The sequence below is a fragment of the Paenibacillus shirakamiensis genome (assembly GCF_017874255.1).
Classification (GTDB): Bacteria; Bacillota; Bacilli; order Paenibacillales; family Paenibacillaceae; genus Fontibacillus; species Fontibacillus shirakamiensis.
Genome location: NZ_JAGGLD010000004.1, coordinates 82,361 through 98,693, shown reverse-complemented (window position 1 = coordinate 98,693; position 16,333 = coordinate 82,361). Strand labels below are relative to the sequence as shown.

Below are 16,333 nucleotides of genomic sequence, written 5' to 3'. Positions count from 1 at the left end.
CAAGTTCCATCTATTTTATTGTAAATATTTTATTGCAAAGTCCATTTATTACTTATTCTACTGTTACGCTAATTCTAGCATCTCATTCAACCGCTTAAATGCTGATTTAAGCAAGTCCTGAGGAATTCCGGCATAACGATCTCCCGTACTCACCTCGAAGGAACAGACTCCATTATCTTTTTCATTTAGATAGGATGTCAAAGCCACTCCAGTCTCTTTGTAGAATGATATAAGAAGAGGTTCCAATTCATGCTTAGGTATCTGAATATGCACATGGAACATGTTCGAGACAGGAACTATCGGCAATGTGTTCACTCCATGACAGGAATTATATAGCGTAGCTAGCTCTTGGGCCTCAGCATAATATTGCGCCATCTTCGGTTCTCTTTGCTTAAAATAAAAAGCGGAGCTGACGATGTAAGGATACAGACTGATGAGGTCGCCGCCATGTCTTCTTTTCCATACTTTAGATTCCGTAGTAAAGTCCTGTTCTCCTGCTAATATCGCACCCGCAATACCGCCGATTCCTTTATAGAAAGAAATATATACACTATCAAAAAGCGCACTGATCTCTGCTGCACTCTTTTGATAATAGGGGATGATCTCAGGAAGACGTGCACCATCCAAATGAAGCTTAATTCCCTCTTGTCGACAATAGGCCGAGATCGCTTCCAATTCCTCGTATGGAGGTAGTTGACCGCCAATCTCCCGTTGGGGCAGTTCGAGCAAAAGGCAAGCAATCGGCTGACCTATATTCTTCACATCTTCGATACGAAGGAGGCGATCTGCTGTTCCTAAGAGAATCGGCTCGATATGATGCAACTCCTTCAGGCCATCCTGTTCATGTATTTCCAGATGACACAGCGGGTGATATGCCACACTTCGGTTATTTTGACGATCGCACCAGATTCTCAAAGCGATTTGCTGCGCCATCGTACCACTCGGGAAAAAGACCGCACTTTCTTTGCCTAGATACTTTGCCATGTCCCGCTCAAAATCTTCTATAATCTGTCCAGATCCATACATATCGCTTGCCAATTCACCATCTAAAGAATCAAGTACCTCTTGCAGCACATGGAGATTTCTCCTACCGTGCCCGGACAGAGGATAAGATGCTGCAGCAAATGCCTCTGGTAAGGTGGTTGTATTCATATATGCATTACTCCCTTCGGCAACTAGATATGTCTATTGTACTATGATTTTATGGGGATCTGATCAACAAAAAGAAGACCCTTCTCGGGTCTTCAAGCTTAATAGCCTTACATTCGGATTTTTTTCGTATCCAAGATGTATATATTTTTCAGTGGGTAGATTCCCCCAGCATATTTATGCGTACCGGATTCAAAAATAGTATAGAGCTGAGTTCCCCAGAACGATATGCCTTCTGCCATAGGAGGTAAAGTTAGAGAACCTGTCTTTTTGCCTGTAGAACCGGGTGTATAAAATAATAGCTTACTAGATACATCGCGTCCGCAGGATTGAGTGAAGATCATCTGATCTTTCGTCACAGCAAGTCCTTGAATTCGGTCCGGTGTGCTCCATGAGGTCATCGGCTTCGGTATAGACGATGCAAAATCATCATTTTCATCCAATTTGTATCCATATACTTTTCCGTTAGGACCACCGACACAAGTAACTTTACCACTATCCTTGCCGTCCATATATTCACCAATCCATAGAACTCCATCCTGATAGGCGGTATAGGAAGCTTTGTGATTCAATTTGTATCCGTTCATGACGATCACACTGAAGTCTTTTTTGTCAGAGAGTAGTTGAAGGGGAATTTTGTAGATTTTTGAACCTGAGGCTATCCATAAGTGAGTTTTACTTACAGTGACGCCGCCTACGTTACCCACGTGAGGCCGAAATAGCGATTCATGTAAATAAATCGTTTTGACACGTTTTCCTGTAGTTGAATCCGTAATAACGATACCAGAAGCTTTGGTTCTATTCTTACTGTTCCAGTAATGCGTAGTGATGATCCAATGCTTGTCCTGAATTAGAGCAAGACCTTGAGGTACCCAAGATTCCTTGCTGCTTAAGCCTGCAATAAGTGGACCCTTCTCCGATATGGATTTGAATTGACTGTACGGTATTGATGCTTCTGCCTGACCTTCATTAAATCCTGCAAACACACCTACACACACCATTAAGCCTAGCCACAGTGTCACATAATGACGCAACCTCTTTTTACGTGAACTTTTCCGCACCGACAACTTTAACCTCAGCTCCTTCTTCATATTTTCATGCCGTCACATCTTGTTACTAGACAATAACCAAACATGCTGTCGTCCAAACAACCATCAGGTGTGAAATAGGGTGGGGGGCTGAGCTGGATCTGGGGGAAAATAGGGGAATATGGTTACTCTCCTTATGGGACAAGCAGATACCTCATATATTATGTCAAATCATGGAATGTGTAAACTTTTATTTGTCATCTGCCGATATAATATAGTTAACCTGTTGATCCAGCGTCGACAAAAAGCGTCTTCCAACCCTAAGGATGAGCTATGCTCAAATTTCGATGATGGTCATCTAATGAATATACGGGTATATTCTTATCTTGGTTCACATGTACATAACTTACTATTAGATAATCAGCCCTATTGTTTAGGTGATCTAATCGTAATGAGTCCCCCCTTCTAATTCAAAATTAAACGTGATTGCTTACTCCTATACTTCCCCCTCTTTATCAGTGAACGGGTATCCCTCTCAACATATCCTTAATAATTACACAAAAAATAATTACATAAAAAAGAGACCTTCTTATCAGGTCTCTCTTACGTTGCTATTCGCAGTTTTGTTTTATTGGCTTTTGACCAAGGCATCGATTTCGCTCTTGAGCAACAGGTATCTATGAACACTCCGCATAATCGGAACTTTAGTTAATTTACTTTTGTCCGTGTACGTTTTCATTTGATCTTTGGAAAGACCGAGTAGACTTCCCGCTTCGGTAACGGTTAGAACCTCTTCATTACTTGTAGCATTAAATGTCTTCTTCACTTTTTGATTCCAGTCCTCGAATTCTTGCATAGATCGGCAACCCCTCTTTATTCCAAGCCAGAACGTTTCTTGACGGAATACCCTTAGTATAGCACGAATGATGCACATTCACCTCGATCGCCCTTACTCATACAAAAAGAGGCTCTTTGGGTGAGCCTCCTTCTCCTAATTATGGCTAAATTCCGTATGTTATATAAAACCACCATTAGCACGTAACGTCTGGCCTGTAATCCACTGAGATTGTTCACTCGCCAAAAACAGCACCACTTTCGCAATATCTTCAGGTTCTCCGATTCTCCCGAAAGCATTAAGTCCGCTTAAATGCGCAATCTGGTCTTCGGTCTTCCCTTGCCTGAATAGCTCGGTATCCACTGGGCCCGGCGCCACCGCATTAATGGTAATACCCTTTGGCCCAAGTTCCTTAGCTAATTGTCGGGTGAACTGTTCTACAGCTCCCTTGGTTCCAGCGTACACACTATAGCTTGGGAACATCTGACCTACCACCGAAGTGGAGAAATTAATGATGCGACCCCCGGGTTGCATATGATTAGCAGCATGTTGAATGGCAAAAAAAGTACCTTTTACATTCACTGCAAAATGCTTATCGAAATCTTCCTCTGTTACGTTGGCTAGAGGTATAGTCCGCATAAAGCCCGCATTATTCACCAGAATATCCAGCCTACCGTAGTTCTCTAGCGTTCCTTGAAATAGCTTATCTACATCGGATAATTGGCCGAGGTCCGCTTGAATAGAAATAGCCTCACCGCCTTGCTGCTTAATACGCGCGATCACTTCTTCAGCTTCAGCAGCACTAGTTGCATAATTCACCACGACCTGAGCACCGTTAGCCGCTAACTCTTCTGCAATCGCCCGACCTATACCCCGCGAAGCACCTGTGACTATAGCTACTTGACCTGAAAGTGTAGCACTCATAATTCATCCCTCCCTCTATCCATTTGTTAGATTTATATTTATTTCAAATGACTGAGATTATATTTACTTCAGATAAATAAGTTTTGGCTTTCTATAGACCTGACTTTTGGGAGATCAACTCTTTCAAGAGAGCATTTTGTTCCCTTAAAAGATTTTTCAGTTCTTCCATTTGTTCCTTATTCTCCTTATGCTGCCATGATTGCTGCGTACTTAAAGCTCTGCTTTCTTTTACTACATCGATCAGTTCGGACTTATTAATCGCCGTCTTCACAGTTATATATATTACCAGTGCTAAAATTGCTAAGTTTATGAGGCCCAATATAATTGGTAAGATGATAAACACGCCCTTCCACGGTATGATTTAAAATAAATAAATATTGTTAATATTATACCATATTAAGGAAAATAACCCATACTACTTTTTACCTCTATACCAAAAAGGAAGCCTTGCGGCTCCCTTATGTATTCGTTTATTTTTCTAGAATCTGTTGGTACGTATCGGCATCCGATACAATATAAAGCTTGGCCCCGCTCGGAATCTGCTGGTTTAATTTGCGATTGATACTGAGATCATTGCGGTCGGCAAGAAGGGTAGCCCCTTGCTTAAGAAGATCCTTAAAGGCGTCGCCATACGTTGTCCAGCTCGGCTGAACCGGAATCTGATAAATATCGTCACCATACTGACGGCTAAGCAACTGACTAAGAATATCTGAATTCCCTTCTTGGAGAGCAGAACGAACGGCTAATCTAGATATGGCATCATGGGAGAGAACAAAATCATTGACTTGATTATGGCGAAAATTTTGTACGTTCTTTTCTTGTACAATCTCTACGGTTGTATGTACACTAGGTGCAATTCGTTCAATGCTTGAGATAATCAGCAGGGATTTCCCATCCACAAGAGAAGCCTCAGTAATGCGTACATCTGCGAATACGATTGCGGCTTTGGCTCTATGAATACCTGCTCTCCTTAATACCTCATCATCTGAAGGATCGCCGCTAACAAAATGGACTTGAGCTATATGCTCCAGCGGATGACGGGTCGATTCATCCACGACAACGATATGGGCGTTCGGTGTATACGACAGAACCTCATCGATCGCATACTGTACTTTTTTGCTCCAATTGATAAGAATGACATGCTGACTCCCTTTAAAATCCAATGTTCCTGATCCCCTTTTCCGCTGAATCGTACCTACTGAATCAATCACATTGGCAATGACCAAGCTAAGTAATCCGATTCCAAATATGTATAGAAATATGGTAAAGGCCTTACCGGGAACCGTCTTCGCATAGTAATCACCGTATCCAACCGTTGCCATCGTGGTTAGCACCCAATAGAACGCGTTGAACCACGTGTTGAATGTTGAAGGCTCTAGGGCATAGGCTACCGTGGCGGCCGCTATAACAAAAAGGAGGACGAAACCTCCCACGGTTGTTTTGCGGAGATGCATAATACGCATAGATAATCTGAGTAGAAAGTGCACGATTTCCTTTCCCTTCTTGGGCTTGATTTAAATGATTAAGCTACTCACAGCAAAGGCGGTTCCAATGAACACCATCGCAAGCAAAATCCCAATGGCTACATTTCCCTGCTTAAGATGATCATCTATAGAGAAGCTAGGTGTCACTAATTCAAAGATCCAGTAGACGGCAACCAGACAGACGTACCCAACGGCGAACCACATCATCATGAACCAAATGGATGTGTTCGTATAGGCTGCAACGCCCAATATAATGGCCGTCGCCAAGAATTTTCCACCCAAGGCAAGACCTACGGCTATATTACCTTTTCGCAATTCTTCCATATCGTTGAACCGAGTCATCCAGCTAAATATCACCATGCCCAATAGTTGGAGCAGGATGATTACTACAATACTTACTATTAAATTTATAACGATTGTCACTTCGCCCACCCCCGAAATTTTGCATATGCTAGATCATAATCTGTGAAATCATGGACTTCTTCTAAAATGACATTGGCTTTCTTCTTCTTTTCTAATGTCTTATACATATCCGTATCAATCGGTTGCTTGATGCGGTTGCCAGATGGGAGCTCCAGTACGGCAAAGCTACGTGTCTTATCCTTATATTTAGTTGTATAGACACCCACAAGATTTACATCCGTCTTAACGGACACTTTCAATCTCTCTAGATCTTTTTTGGCAGAAGCTTCGTCTTTGTAAGATTTGATCAACTGCCATGCGGATAGACGAATATCCCCGCGCTTGTCTGCATCTGTTGTAAGTTCGGCATCCATATATTGCAGCGTCCAGATCTTGTCCCCTGTAGCATAATTCCCATCGTTAGGTAAAAGTTCATTGTCCGGCAGAACCGTCATATCGCTTCCAATGAGATCTCCAACGGTGCTATCAACAATGCGGTAATCCCAAGGAACCCGGCTTGTATCGGCGGTGGTATCTTCAGAGTTACTAGTATTGAACACTGTACTGCTATCGTTATTTTGGCAGGCACTTAGCAAGATAAAGCTACAACACAGTACAATCAGCATCATCACTCTGGCAAAGGTCCTACTTGCTGATGACTTAGCCGTACCTCGGATTGTGTGCATCCGTCGCATTTATTCCACTCCTATCGCGATAAAATGACTGGTATTCCCCGTAATTAAGCCGCCTGCACGGCCGAGTAATCCACAAGGTACACCATTTAATACAAACAGACCGGTTAACAAATGAAACTTCCCATAAGCTGTCTCGATCTGAGCGAGTTCGGCCCTTTTTTGATAGACACAAGGAAATAATTCGCTTGTATCATAGCCCTCTTGGTCTTCTATTTCTAATTTGCCCTTTGTATCGTAGATACGTACTGAACCGCCCTCCCGTCCAAACATAGACTTGGAGACATAACTTTCAGAAAATACGGGTTTGTTATAGGTAGGGAGCATATATTTCTTTATAACCTCTCGCTCATTGGCATCAAATAGTAATCCGAGCTCATATAAAGCCCATGATGCAGCAAGTAATCCTTTGGACTGAAGCAAGATACTATGTGGAGCATTGAACAATTGAAGGTGTCCTTTTTCGATGGAATAAGCAAGGGCATCTCCCCCATCATCTACAGCCATCCATTCTTTGGGATAAAGGGCGAACATGCGCTCAATCGGAAGGTGCTGTGCATCTTTTAGGATGCCTTCATCCACCCATAAATCTAAGCAATCTACTAGATTCATGCTGCGGCCACTATGGCGTACAAGCGCCTCAATCGTACCGGAATCTTCTAAATGTTCACCATATCCCACACAAGCGGCAGTATCTGGGCGATCCTCTGCCCAAGCGGCAGCAATGAGTTCTGGCATCTGATGATTTTTAGAGGATATACCTGCTTGTTCGCACACCCAAGGGGTCGCAATAGAGGCTTCTACATAACCCGTCGGTGTATCTGCATTCAGCTCCAGCAACTTGATCTGACCCGACTCGGACACTGCAAAATCAAACCGAGCATACCGACTAATAAATCCTGCTGGTGGCAAGGGAATTTCGTCTAACATTTCCCATAACACCTCTGGAATTCCAAGCAAACTGTACAAATGATGATTGCGGTATACATAACGAGCGGTCTTATCCAGAATAATCCATAATTGTGCGGCTGCATCGCTGAGCTCCGCATACGTACTTGACTTCATTCTTACCACTTGATCGATCCAGTAGGGCTCTCCATCCAAATCCGCCCATGTAAAGCCAAGTTCGCTTAGCTTCTCTACTCGTGGGGTACGTTCCTTCTCCGGCTGTCCCATAACTTCAAATACACGTTCTTGGGTCATCCGCCAAAGCCACTCGATCTTGAACTACTGGAACTGGATGAAGAGGAACCTAAGCCGCTAGATTTCCCACCGATCCCCCCTGAACTAGAAGACGAGGAGCGACGCGTAATCGTTCCTTTAGACGTAGAGGACGTCTTCGGCCCAACTCGTGAACCCGTAACTGACTTATTTTGAAACGTGGTGCTGGAGTAAGATTTACTAGGTCGATATGAACGATTCGTATTCGGATAGTACCCTGGATGCGTGTTATACCACCGACTTGAGGAATAATAAGATCCGCTATTAAACAACATGTGATACAGCAGGATATCATCCCAGCCAAAACCAGAGTTATATCCACCATAATTGTTAATGACTGTTGTTCCCCCTGAACCTGACCCGCCCGTTGAGCTCGTTCCAGAAGAATCGCCGTCCTTCTTCTCTAGATCGGGGAGAGGAATATTCCAGTCTACATTTTTATCAAAATATTGTTTGACTTCCTCCGTAGACCAAGAGACCAGTTGAGGCTCATCGGAGCTAGATGCAGAATTCACCGGGGTTCCCGGTACTAAAAAAGCATTCGCTAACAAGGCAATGCCCAGAGAAGTCGATAATACACGAACAGGTTTGCCATGAAATAAAGGAGATGAGTCTATTCCTTTTTCTTTTTCATTAGATGCAGGGTCTTGCGTCACGAGACGTTCCTCCTCTTTTAATTGGGTGGGGTCGTATATTTCATGCTAAGGTCAAGCCTCGGGCATAACTACAAGTAATAGTTCAAATTTACCTGTGTCGATATTCAATCTTCCTTCAAGTGTCTGATATTCGCGTCCACCCACAATAATATAGTTAGCATGCTCAAGGGCAATGATCATTTGGCTACTCCAAGCCCGTTCCTCGATTTCACGCATTTCGCCGTCCGCCAATTTCTCAATTAATACAACTTGTAATGTATCGCTCAAGTCTCTATCCCCTTTCGAAACTTATCCATCTATGCATGTAATACGTCGATCCTAAACACACGTTTCATATCCACTTAGCATAAGATCTCCCGCCTTGAAAGGCAATGAAATAATAGAAATTGATGATAAATTTGGTCCATTATGTAAGCGACAATCTCTTGCCACCCTAGGATCCTATACGAGTCCGTATAACTTCTTACCTAACCCGGCATCCTAAAGATACCAAATATGACTTCATTAGGTTAGGGGTGTTCTAGATTTGCGAAAGCGTGGGTTAGCCATTGAACAGATTAGAGATTTACTAAAAGACAGTGATGACGTTGAATATCAAGAATTTCTAATCCATAAACAATCTTATATGCTCATTTATATCCCCTCGATCGTAGACATGGAGGTCATCCACAAACAAATTGCCTACGTCCTTGTACAAGAAGCTCTATCCGATGACAAAGATCAGGATTTGGTCAGCAAACTGAATAATGGTTCCCTCTTTCCTCTGCCTAATAATCAAATTCAAGATCCCCCTGAGGCTGTAAATGCCCTAGTGGAAGGGAAAGCTATTCTTTGCGCTGAACACTTCAACCAACTGTATTTATTTGACCTCGTAAAATATCAAAAAAGGGCCGTCTCTGAATCGCAAAACGAGCTTGTCGTTATTGGACCGCAGGAAGCTTTTATTGAGGATATTAACTCCAATCTATCGCTATTGAGACACAAAATTAAGCATCCCGCGTTCAAGACCATTCGCTATGAAGTCGGAAAATACACAAAAACTATCGTCTACATGGTCTACATTGAAGGTCTGTGCAAACCAGAAGTTGTCGCGGAAGTCGATAAGGGAATCGCTGAGATTTCTATTGATGGGGCGCTGGGCATAAGTTATTTATCCGAACAGATGAAAAAAGGTAACCATACCCCATTTCCACAGTTTCAATATACAGAAAGACCGGATTCTGTAGCTGCCTCCCTACTCGAAGGACGGGTTGGAATACTACAGGATGGGACCCCCTCAGCCCTGCTAGTACCGGTTACCCTTTTCTCCTTGCTTCAATCGTCAGAAGATTACTACCAAAGTTATATGTCGGCTAGTTGGATCCGAATTGTCCGTATTTTTTTCGCTATCATCTCACTTATTCTTCCTTCCCTTTATGTCGCCATCACCACATTCCAATCCGAGATGATTCCTTCCGATCTTTTATTAACGATTGCCGCTGCACGGGAGAATATTCCCTTTTCAGCACTAACTGAAGCTTTGATTATGGAGCTTACCTTTGAAGGGCTTCGCGAAGCCGGTACCCGTATTCCTAAGCCGGTTGGACAGACCGTGTCCATCATAGGGGCCATCGTTATTGGACAAGCGGCTGTGCAGGCTGGGATTGTCTCCGCACCAATGGTGATCGTCGTGTCCGTTACAGGCATCGCATCCTACATCATTCCTCACTTTGAACTGGGACTTGCGATGAGATTGTTAAGGTTCCCCTTGCTGATTATCGGGGGCACTACTGGATTAATTGGTGTATTCATCCTAACGTTCATTATCTTCGGACATCTGGTTAGTCTGAAAACATTCGGAGCTCCGTATATGCAGCCTTTGGCTCCCATCGTCTTGCAAGACTGGAAAGATGTCTTTTTTCGCGTACCTTCCCCAGGGATGACCAAACGATCCAGCTCGTTCACAAATCGCAATATAAGGAGACAACCGAAGAAATGAGAAGGTTCCGGTTCATCCTATTCCTGCTGCCTATTGTGTTCCTTACAGGGTGCTGGTCCAAAGTAGAGATCGACGAGCAGACCTTCGTCTTTGGCATGTACGTTGATCAGGGAAAAGAGCCCGGTACCGTCGAGGTCACGCTCGGCAGTCCTTTGCCTAACCGCCTATCTTCAGGACAACAAGCTGGCAGCAACGGGGGAGGCGGAAAATCCTTTTCCATGACAACGAAAAATGCGCTGACAGTTCCTGACGCTCTACGTCTAATCGAAGCAGAACTTACCCGAAGATTAAACTTTGGACATACGAAGATGATCGTAGTGGGCCATACGTATGCACAAGCGGGTATCCATGATCTATTGGATTGGCTTGATCGAGAGCCATCTTTTCATAGCAACGCTTTTATTATTACTGCCCCTGGTTCCGCGAAAGATATATCGCAGCTCGTTCCTCTGTATGAGCAGATGCCAGGCGAAGTTCTGCGCAAAATGGTCATGCAGCGCTCGCTGTTCACCACCCGTGTGAAAGATGCTCTTATCTCCACCACGATAGGAGAGGGCTTTGCTACTGATCTGCTCTCGTTCAATACGATACAAGATACGGGACAGAATGAAGATTCAAAATGGGTAGGTGTGCAAGGCGGAGCCTTATATGAAGGAGATAAGTTAAAGGGGCAATTAATGATTGAACAATCCAGAGCTTTGGCTTGGGCTATAGGGAATCTGGGAAGACAAGTGTATTCCATTACTTGGAATGGCGATAAAAGCCGGGCAAGCGTCCTGTTCCATACTTTGAAGGCTAAAAAGGATGTCAAAATGACGGCTGATGGACCCCTATTCGAGATTTCGTTGGATGCCACTGGGGATCTCATCTACAAACGAGATCCGCAAAATCTAAAGGATCTTGAAATCAATCCACTCGTGGTTAAGCTCCTCAAAGCAAAAATTGAAAAGGATATGCATGGTGCGATCCGAGAAACGCAGAAGGTTGAAGCTGATGTTCTGCAATTCGGAATGAACCTCGATTGGAAGTACCCAAAGGAATGGGAAAAGTTAAAGAAGCATTGGAGCTCCTACTATAAAAATGATCTTAAGTATCAAGTTCACATCGACCTAAATGTCAAGAACACGAACAATCAGACCTAAACAAAAAGCCATCTTGCACCACACTAACAAGGGAGGTCCTTCTCATGCTGGCATTCTTTTTTGCGGGCTACGCCATACTGGAGTGGGTCCTCGTCAAAAATAAACGGAGGCGAGACAGCATTCTCTTCTGGTGTCTATTCATTCTGTTTACAAGCTGGGGGATGGGAGCTAGCTTCTTTCCCTGGTGGCCGCAGCCTAACCAGCTCATCATGTTCCTGTTTGGATGGTTCAAATAATAGAATTAGACCAAAAGAAAGAAGGGCTGGTACGAATGCATACATCCTCTTTTCAAGTGTTTAGATTTGCGAGCATTTACATGATTTCAATTCCCCTAGCTTTTCTAGTGACGCCACTCATCACTTCATCGGGATATCAAGGATGGATTGCCCTTTTAACGGCAGCGGCAATCAATGTCCTGCTTATCTACTGTACCGTTCGAATCGGAAGACTTGCCCCTCAAGAGTCATGGATCCAATTTGGGGAACGAATTATGGGGAAATGGCTGCATCGTTCCGTACTCCTTCTAATTGCGTTATGGACGATATACTATATCTCTTTGGATATTGAACAATTTACTTTGTTCTATGGCACTGTGTATATGAAAGGTACACCACCTTGGTTTATTCAATTGATGCTTGGATTCGCTATTGCTCTTACCGCACGGTGGGGCTTTGCCACGATGATCTACCTTTCCGATACGCTTTTTATACTGCTCCTCACGGGTCTGTTTTTTCTAGCCCTTATGTTCTCTAGAGATGCGAATTTTCACATGCTGCCCGCTCTATTAACGCACCATAAATTAGATATCGCTGCAAGGGATACGCTCTCGTCCATATCGTGGTTTGGAGAATGGTTCATCTTCCTATTTCTCGCCCCCGAACTAACCTGTGGCAAAAAAACATTACGTAATCTGATGTTAGCTAATCTTGTGGTCGTTGCAGGTGTCTTTATTCCTTGGCTACTCACACTGTTAAATTTCGGCCCTTATTATGGGGGACGTGTTCAGTATCCCATTCTGGAATTAATTCGAAGTTCTTCTTACAGTGGTATACTCGGCAATGCTGATCCACTGGTTATCGGCATGTGGCTCACATCTATGTTCATTCACGATGCTTTCCTCTTATATGTAGGCACTCTCTGTCTGTCTCGTGTATTGAATTTCAAATCAGGGCCTCATGTCTTCATCTCACTACTTGGAGGACTGGCTACAATTCTAGCTTTTCAATACTCCAGAAATTCGACTGTATTTCAGCAGAATATCAACTCTATGGCTATTATTTTGTTCTGGGCCATCATCGATTGCATTCCCATTTACTACATACTTGTTGCTTTGTTCCGTGGACAGCTTAAGACCAAGAAGCTCTCCTAAGGTCGACCATATATAAATATAAAAAAAGCCGCCCCTGCATACTCAGGGCGGCTGTTGTGCTGTTATTTCGTAACCAATTTCAGCGGAGCTGGAATAGATTTCTCTACGGTCTTGCCTTGCAGGACATCTTTGGCTGCCTTCACGGCCAACTGACCAATAAGTTCAGGCTGCTGCGCAACGGTTGCCGTTAACTTCCCAGCCTTGATGGAATCCAGTGCATCTTTGTTCCCATCAAAGCCAATAACCGGTATATCCTTGCCTGAGCTTTGAATCGCTTCAATCGCACCTAGGGCCATTTCATCATTGTGAGCAAATACGGCCTGTACATCTGGATTTCCTTGGAGTAAGTTCTCCATCACGTTCAATCCTTTGGTACGGTCGAAGTCTGCTGCTTGTTTGGCAATCACTTTCAACTGTGTGTCCGCGATGTCATGGAAGCCTTTCCCCCGCTCACGGGTTGCCGAGGCACCCGGAACGCCTTCGAGTTCAATCACCTTGGCATCTTTACCTAATGTGTCTACAATATACTGTGCTGCCATTTTACCACCTTTGATATTATCCGACGCGACCAGCGCCTTGATATCCCCTTTATCTGCGGAACGGTCAAGTGTGATTACAGGGATTCCTAGACTATTCGCAGACTGCACAACGGTCGAAATCGAGGAAGAATCGGTCGGATTAATAAGCAGCGCATTGACTCCTTGTTGAATCAAGTCATCTACGTCATTACTTTGTTTGGCTGAGTCATTCTGCGCATCGACGACGATGACTTTCACACCTTGCTTCGCGGCCTCTGCTACTACACCATCCTTCAAAGATACGAAGAATGGATTATTCAGTGTAGAGATCGATAAGCCAATCTTGGCTTCTTTCAGGTCTCCCGCAGCTTTAGGCTTGGCCCACTCTGGAGGTTCAAGGGAACATCCTGTCATGATGATCAGCAGGAAGGATATAAGCACGATGCTAACTTTTTTCATTGTTGTCGTCTCCTCTTAAGCAGATTTCTTACGGTCGATAAGAACAGCAATTACGATGACAATCCCTTTGACCACCATTTGATAAAAGGAAGATACACCTAGCAAATTCAGACCATTGTTCAGTGTTCCGATAATAAGTGCACCAATTAACGTACCTACAATGCGTCCGCGTCCACCTGACAAGCTGGTTCCACCAAGGACCACCGCAGCGATGGCATCCAGTTCGTAGGATGTTCCAGCTGTAGGTTGTGCAGAGTTAAGACGCGAGGTAAGAATAGCTCCTGCTAATGCAGATAGCATGCCCGCAAGAGAGTAGATCAAAATTTTTACACGGTTGACTTTAATACCTGATACGATAGACGCCTTCTCATTTCCCCCAATAGCATAGGTTTTACGACCAAATGGAGTTTTGTGGAGAACCGCCCACAGCACAGCAAAGGTAATGACCATTGTAATGGCAGGAACCGGAATACCTAGTTCATACCCACGTCCGAACAACTGGAACAAGCGGCTTTCGCCAAGACCCGTAATCGGATTCCCGTTCGTATACACGAGCGTTAGACCTCTAAAGATGGTCATGGTAGCTAAGGTTGCAATAAAGGGAGCCATTTTACCTTTCGTAATCATGAGTCCATTCACAGCGCCCATAAGGCCCCCGGACAGACAGCCGATAATGATTGCAAGGATAGGATCGAGTCCAGCCACCATCATGTTGGCTACAAAGGCGCTAGACAAGGCAAGTATAGATCCGACAGACAAGTCGATCCCGCCTGTGAGAATGACGAAGGTCATCCCAAAGGCAATAAGGGCGTTAATTGAGACTTGGCGCAGAAGATTCAGGATATTCAGCGGTTCCAGAAAGCTTGGATTCAGCACGGATACGATAATAATTAGAATAATTAGGCCGAGTAAAGGCCCTAATTTCTGTGTGACTTGGCCCACATTGAACTTCTTGTTCGGTTTAGCTGCTTCGTTGCTGGTTGTCATATTACTGTCCTCCTGTAGCTAACGTCATAATTTTCTCTTGTGTAGCCTCTACGCCACTGACTTCGCCGCTGAATTTACCTTCATGAATGACGACAATACGGTCACTCATACCTAGAACTTCAGGCAGTTCGGAGGAGACCATAATAATGGCAACCCCCCGATCGGTCAATTCGTTCATGAGTTGATAGATTTCCCGCTTAGCCCCCACATCCACGCCCCGGGTCGGTTCGTCCAAGATCAATAAGCTTGGCCCAATGCCAATCCATTTAGCGATGACAACCTTTTGCTGATTACCGCCCGACAGGCTGCCCGCTGGAGTCTCCATAGACTGCGTCTTGATCTGTAGACGTTTGACAAGTAAATCGACGAAATCATGTTCTTTTTGGGTAGAGATGATGCCTTTGTTCGTGAAGCTAGACAAGTTTGGGAGTGCCATATTCTCACGGATGGAGAAGTGGAGGACAAGCCCTTCATCTTTGCGGTCCTCGGTGATGAAGCCAATACCGTGCTTCACGGCGTCGTCCGGTGTACGGATGTTGACTTTCTTCCCCCGAATCCAGACTTCCCCATGGTCTAGTGCATCCATTCCGAAGATGGCGCGCATGATCTCCGTACGCCCTGATCCCATCAGGCCCGAGAAACCTACGATTTCCCCCGCATGTACTTTAAAGCTTATATTGTCGAAATATCCTTTTTTAGAAGCATTTTTCACCTCAAGAACGACATTGCCCGGACTCGGATGCCTATGTGGATAGCGTTCTGTAAGTTCACGGCCCACCATCTTCTTGACCACTTCATCAAAATTCGTATGCGGAATTTCCTTCGTATCGACGGTCTTACCGTCTCGCATGACTGTAATCCGGTCACAGATCGCGAAGATCTCTTCCATCCGGTGGGAGATATAGACGATAGATACACCCTCTTTTTTGAGCGATGCAATGACCTCGAATAAATGCTGAATTTCTCGCTCCGTAAGCGCTGATGTCGGCTCGTCCATGACGATGACTTTGGCATCGGTCATCAGAGCTTTGGCGATCTCAATCATTTGCTGCTGACCGACAGATAGTTCGCCCACTTCCGTCTGAAGGGGGATGTTGACCGATAATCGGCGGAACTGCTCCGATGCTAGCGTTTTCATTTGTTTCCTATTTAAGAATATTCCTTTGGATGTAACCTCTTTACCAATGAATAGATTATCCAGCACGGTCATATCTGGCCACACATTTAGTTCCTGATGAATAAAAGCAATCCCATACTCTTCCGCTTCCTTAGGGTTAGAGAAGTACTTCTCTTGTCCATCGATCTGAATTGTCCCTTCATCCCTTGGGTGAAGTCCGATGAGAATATTCATGAGTGTGGATTTACCTGCCCCATTCTCCCCCATAAGCGCATGGACTTCCCCAGGCATAAGATCAAAATTCACCCCGCTTAACACTTGGTTCGTACCGAAGGATTTGTGAATGTTGTTCATTTGTATGTGCATTATCGA

At 44.3% G+C, this 16,333-nt stretch carries 18 protein-coding genes; 3 read left to right on the top strand and 15 right to left on the bottom strand.

Going from position 1 to position 16,333, the window contains the following annotated elements; all coding sequences use genetic code 11:
* Nucleotides 1-63: 63 nt before the first annotated feature.
* The 11 genes from J2Z69_RS12410 to J2Z69_RS12360 all read right to left on the bottom strand — a co-directional run bounded on the left by J2Z69_RS12410 (nt 64) and on the right by J2Z69_RS12360 (nt 8,658).
* Nucleotides 64-1,152 carry a threonine aldolase family protein gene (locus tag J2Z69_RS12410; RefSeq protein ID WP_209862947.1) on the bottom strand — a complete coding sequence of 363 codons (1,089 nt, stop codon included), beginning with the start codon at nt 1,150-1,152 and terminating at the stop codon, nt 64-66.
* A 107-nt stretch (nt 1,153-1,259) separates the two neighbouring features.
* Complete coding sequence (locus tag J2Z69_RS12405; RefSeq protein ID WP_342591592.1) at nt 1,260-2,210, bottom strand: hypothetical protein; 951 nt, start codon at nt 2,208-2,210, stop codon at nt 1,260-1,262.
* 595 nt (nt 2,211-2,805) lie between these two features.
* Entirely contained in the window at nt 2,806-3,033 is a 228-nt protein-coding gene (locus tag J2Z69_RS12400; protein WP_209862944.1) for a MerR family transcriptional regulator, read from the bottom strand.
* Between the two features lie 159 nt (nt 3,034-3,192).
* Nucleotides 3,193-3,936: an SDR family oxidoreductase gene (locus J2Z69_RS12395; protein ID WP_209862940.1), complete on the bottom strand. Its 744-nt coding sequence runs from the start codon at nt 3,934-3,936 to the stop codon at nt 3,193-3,195.
* A gap of 91 nt (nt 3,937-4,027) precedes the next feature.
* Nucleotides 4,028-4,207, bottom strand: coding sequence for a hypothetical protein (locus J2Z69_RS12390; protein ID WP_209862937.1), 180 nt, complete (start codon nt 4,205-4,207; stop codon nt 4,028-4,030).
* 199 nt (nt 4,208-4,406) lie between these two features.
* Nucleotides 4,407-5,399 carry a potassium channel family protein gene (locus tag J2Z69_RS12385; protein WP_342591589.1) on the bottom strand — a complete coding sequence of 331 codons (993 nt, stop codon included), beginning with the start codon at nt 5,397-5,399 and terminating at the stop codon, nt 4,407-4,409.
* Between the two features lie 51 nt (nt 5,400-5,450).
* The gene (locus tag J2Z69_RS12380; protein WP_209862933.1) at nt 5,451-5,843 is read right to left on the bottom strand and encodes a DUF350 domain-containing protein; all 393 of its coding nucleotides are present in this window, start codon (nt 5,841-5,843) and stop codon (nt 5,451-5,453) included.
* Nucleotides 5,840-6,451, bottom strand: a complete 612-nt coding sequence (locus J2Z69_RS12375) for a signal peptide protein (protein ID WP_425355010.1) — start codon at nt 6,449-6,451, stop codon at nt 5,840-5,842. Before J2Z69_RS12375 ends, J2Z69_RS12380 begins: the two co-directional genes overlap by 4 nt.
* A 66-nt stretch (nt 6,452-6,517) precedes the next feature.
* Nucleotides 6,518-7,717, bottom strand: coding sequence for a glutathionylspermidine synthase family protein (locus tag J2Z69_RS12370; protein ID WP_209862930.1), 1,200 nt, complete (start codon nt 7,715-7,717; stop codon nt 6,518-6,520).
* On the bottom strand, nt 7,714-8,391 hold the full coding sequence (locus J2Z69_RS12365) for a hypothetical protein (protein ID WP_425355008.1): 678 nt from the start codon (nt 8,389-8,391) through the stop codon (nt 7,714-7,716). The genes J2Z69_RS12370 and J2Z69_RS12365 overlap by 4 nt, the downstream gene beginning before the upstream one ends.
* Nucleotides 8,392-8,442: 51 nt before the next feature.
* On the bottom strand, nt 8,443-8,658 hold the full coding sequence (locus J2Z69_RS12360; protein ID WP_209862927.1) for a hypothetical protein: 216 nt from the start codon (nt 8,656-8,658) through the stop codon (nt 8,443-8,445).
* 259 nt (nt 8,659-8,917) lie between these two features.
* Between J2Z69_RS12360 and J2Z69_RS12355 the strand changes: the two genes are divergently transcribed.
* Nucleotides 8,918-10,369, top strand: a complete 1,452-nt coding sequence (locus J2Z69_RS12355; RefSeq protein ID WP_209862925.1) for a spore germination protein — start codon at nt 8,918-8,920, stop codon at nt 10,367-10,369.
* Nucleotides 10,366-11,511, top strand: coding sequence for a Ger(x)C family spore germination protein (locus J2Z69_RS12350; RefSeq protein ID WP_209862923.1), 1,146 nt, complete (start codon nt 10,366-10,368; stop codon nt 11,509-11,511). The genes J2Z69_RS12355 and J2Z69_RS12350 overlap by 4 nt, the downstream gene beginning before the upstream one ends.
* Before the next feature lie 134 nt (nt 11,512-11,645).
* Here the strand turns inward: J2Z69_RS12350 and J2Z69_RS12345 are convergent, their stop codons facing one another.
* A complete protein-coding gene (locus tag J2Z69_RS12345) occupies nt 11,646-11,792 on the bottom strand; it encodes a hypothetical protein (protein WP_209863626.1) in 147 nt (48 codons plus the stop codon).
* A gap of 35 nt (nt 11,793-11,827) precedes the next feature.
* Between J2Z69_RS12345 and J2Z69_RS12340 the strand changes: the two genes are divergently transcribed.
* A complete protein-coding gene (locus J2Z69_RS12340; RefSeq protein ID WP_245339270.1) occupies nt 11,828-12,880 on the top strand; it encodes a GerAB/ArcD/ProY family transporter in 1,053 nt (350 codons plus the stop codon).
* Nucleotides 12,881-12,942: 62 nt separating this feature from the next.
* On the opposite strand, the gene rbsB is transcribed toward J2Z69_RS12340, so the two are convergent.
* The 3 genes from rbsB to J2Z69_RS12325 are packed head-to-tail and all read right to left on the bottom strand — an operon-like array spanning nt 12,943 to nt 16,327.
* A complete protein-coding gene (rbsB, locus tag J2Z69_RS12335; RefSeq protein WP_209862921.1) occupies nt 12,943-13,857 on the bottom strand; it encodes a ribose ABC transporter substrate-binding protein RbsB in 915 nt (304 codons plus the stop codon).
* Nucleotides 13,858-13,872: 15 nt separating this feature from the next.
* Nucleotides 13,873-14,844 (bottom strand): ribose ABC transporter permease, encoded by a 972-nt coding sequence (rbsC, locus tag J2Z69_RS12330; RefSeq protein WP_209862919.1) that lies wholly within the window; start codon nt 14,842-14,844, stop codon nt 13,873-13,875.
* A 1-nt stretch (nt 14,845) separates the two neighbouring features.
* Nucleotides 14,846-16,327: a sugar ABC transporter ATP-binding protein gene (locus J2Z69_RS12325; RefSeq protein ID WP_209862917.1), complete on the bottom strand. Its 1,482-nt coding sequence runs from the start codon at nt 16,325-16,327 to the stop codon at nt 14,846-14,848.
* Nucleotides 16,328-16,333 lie beyond the last annotated feature (6 nt).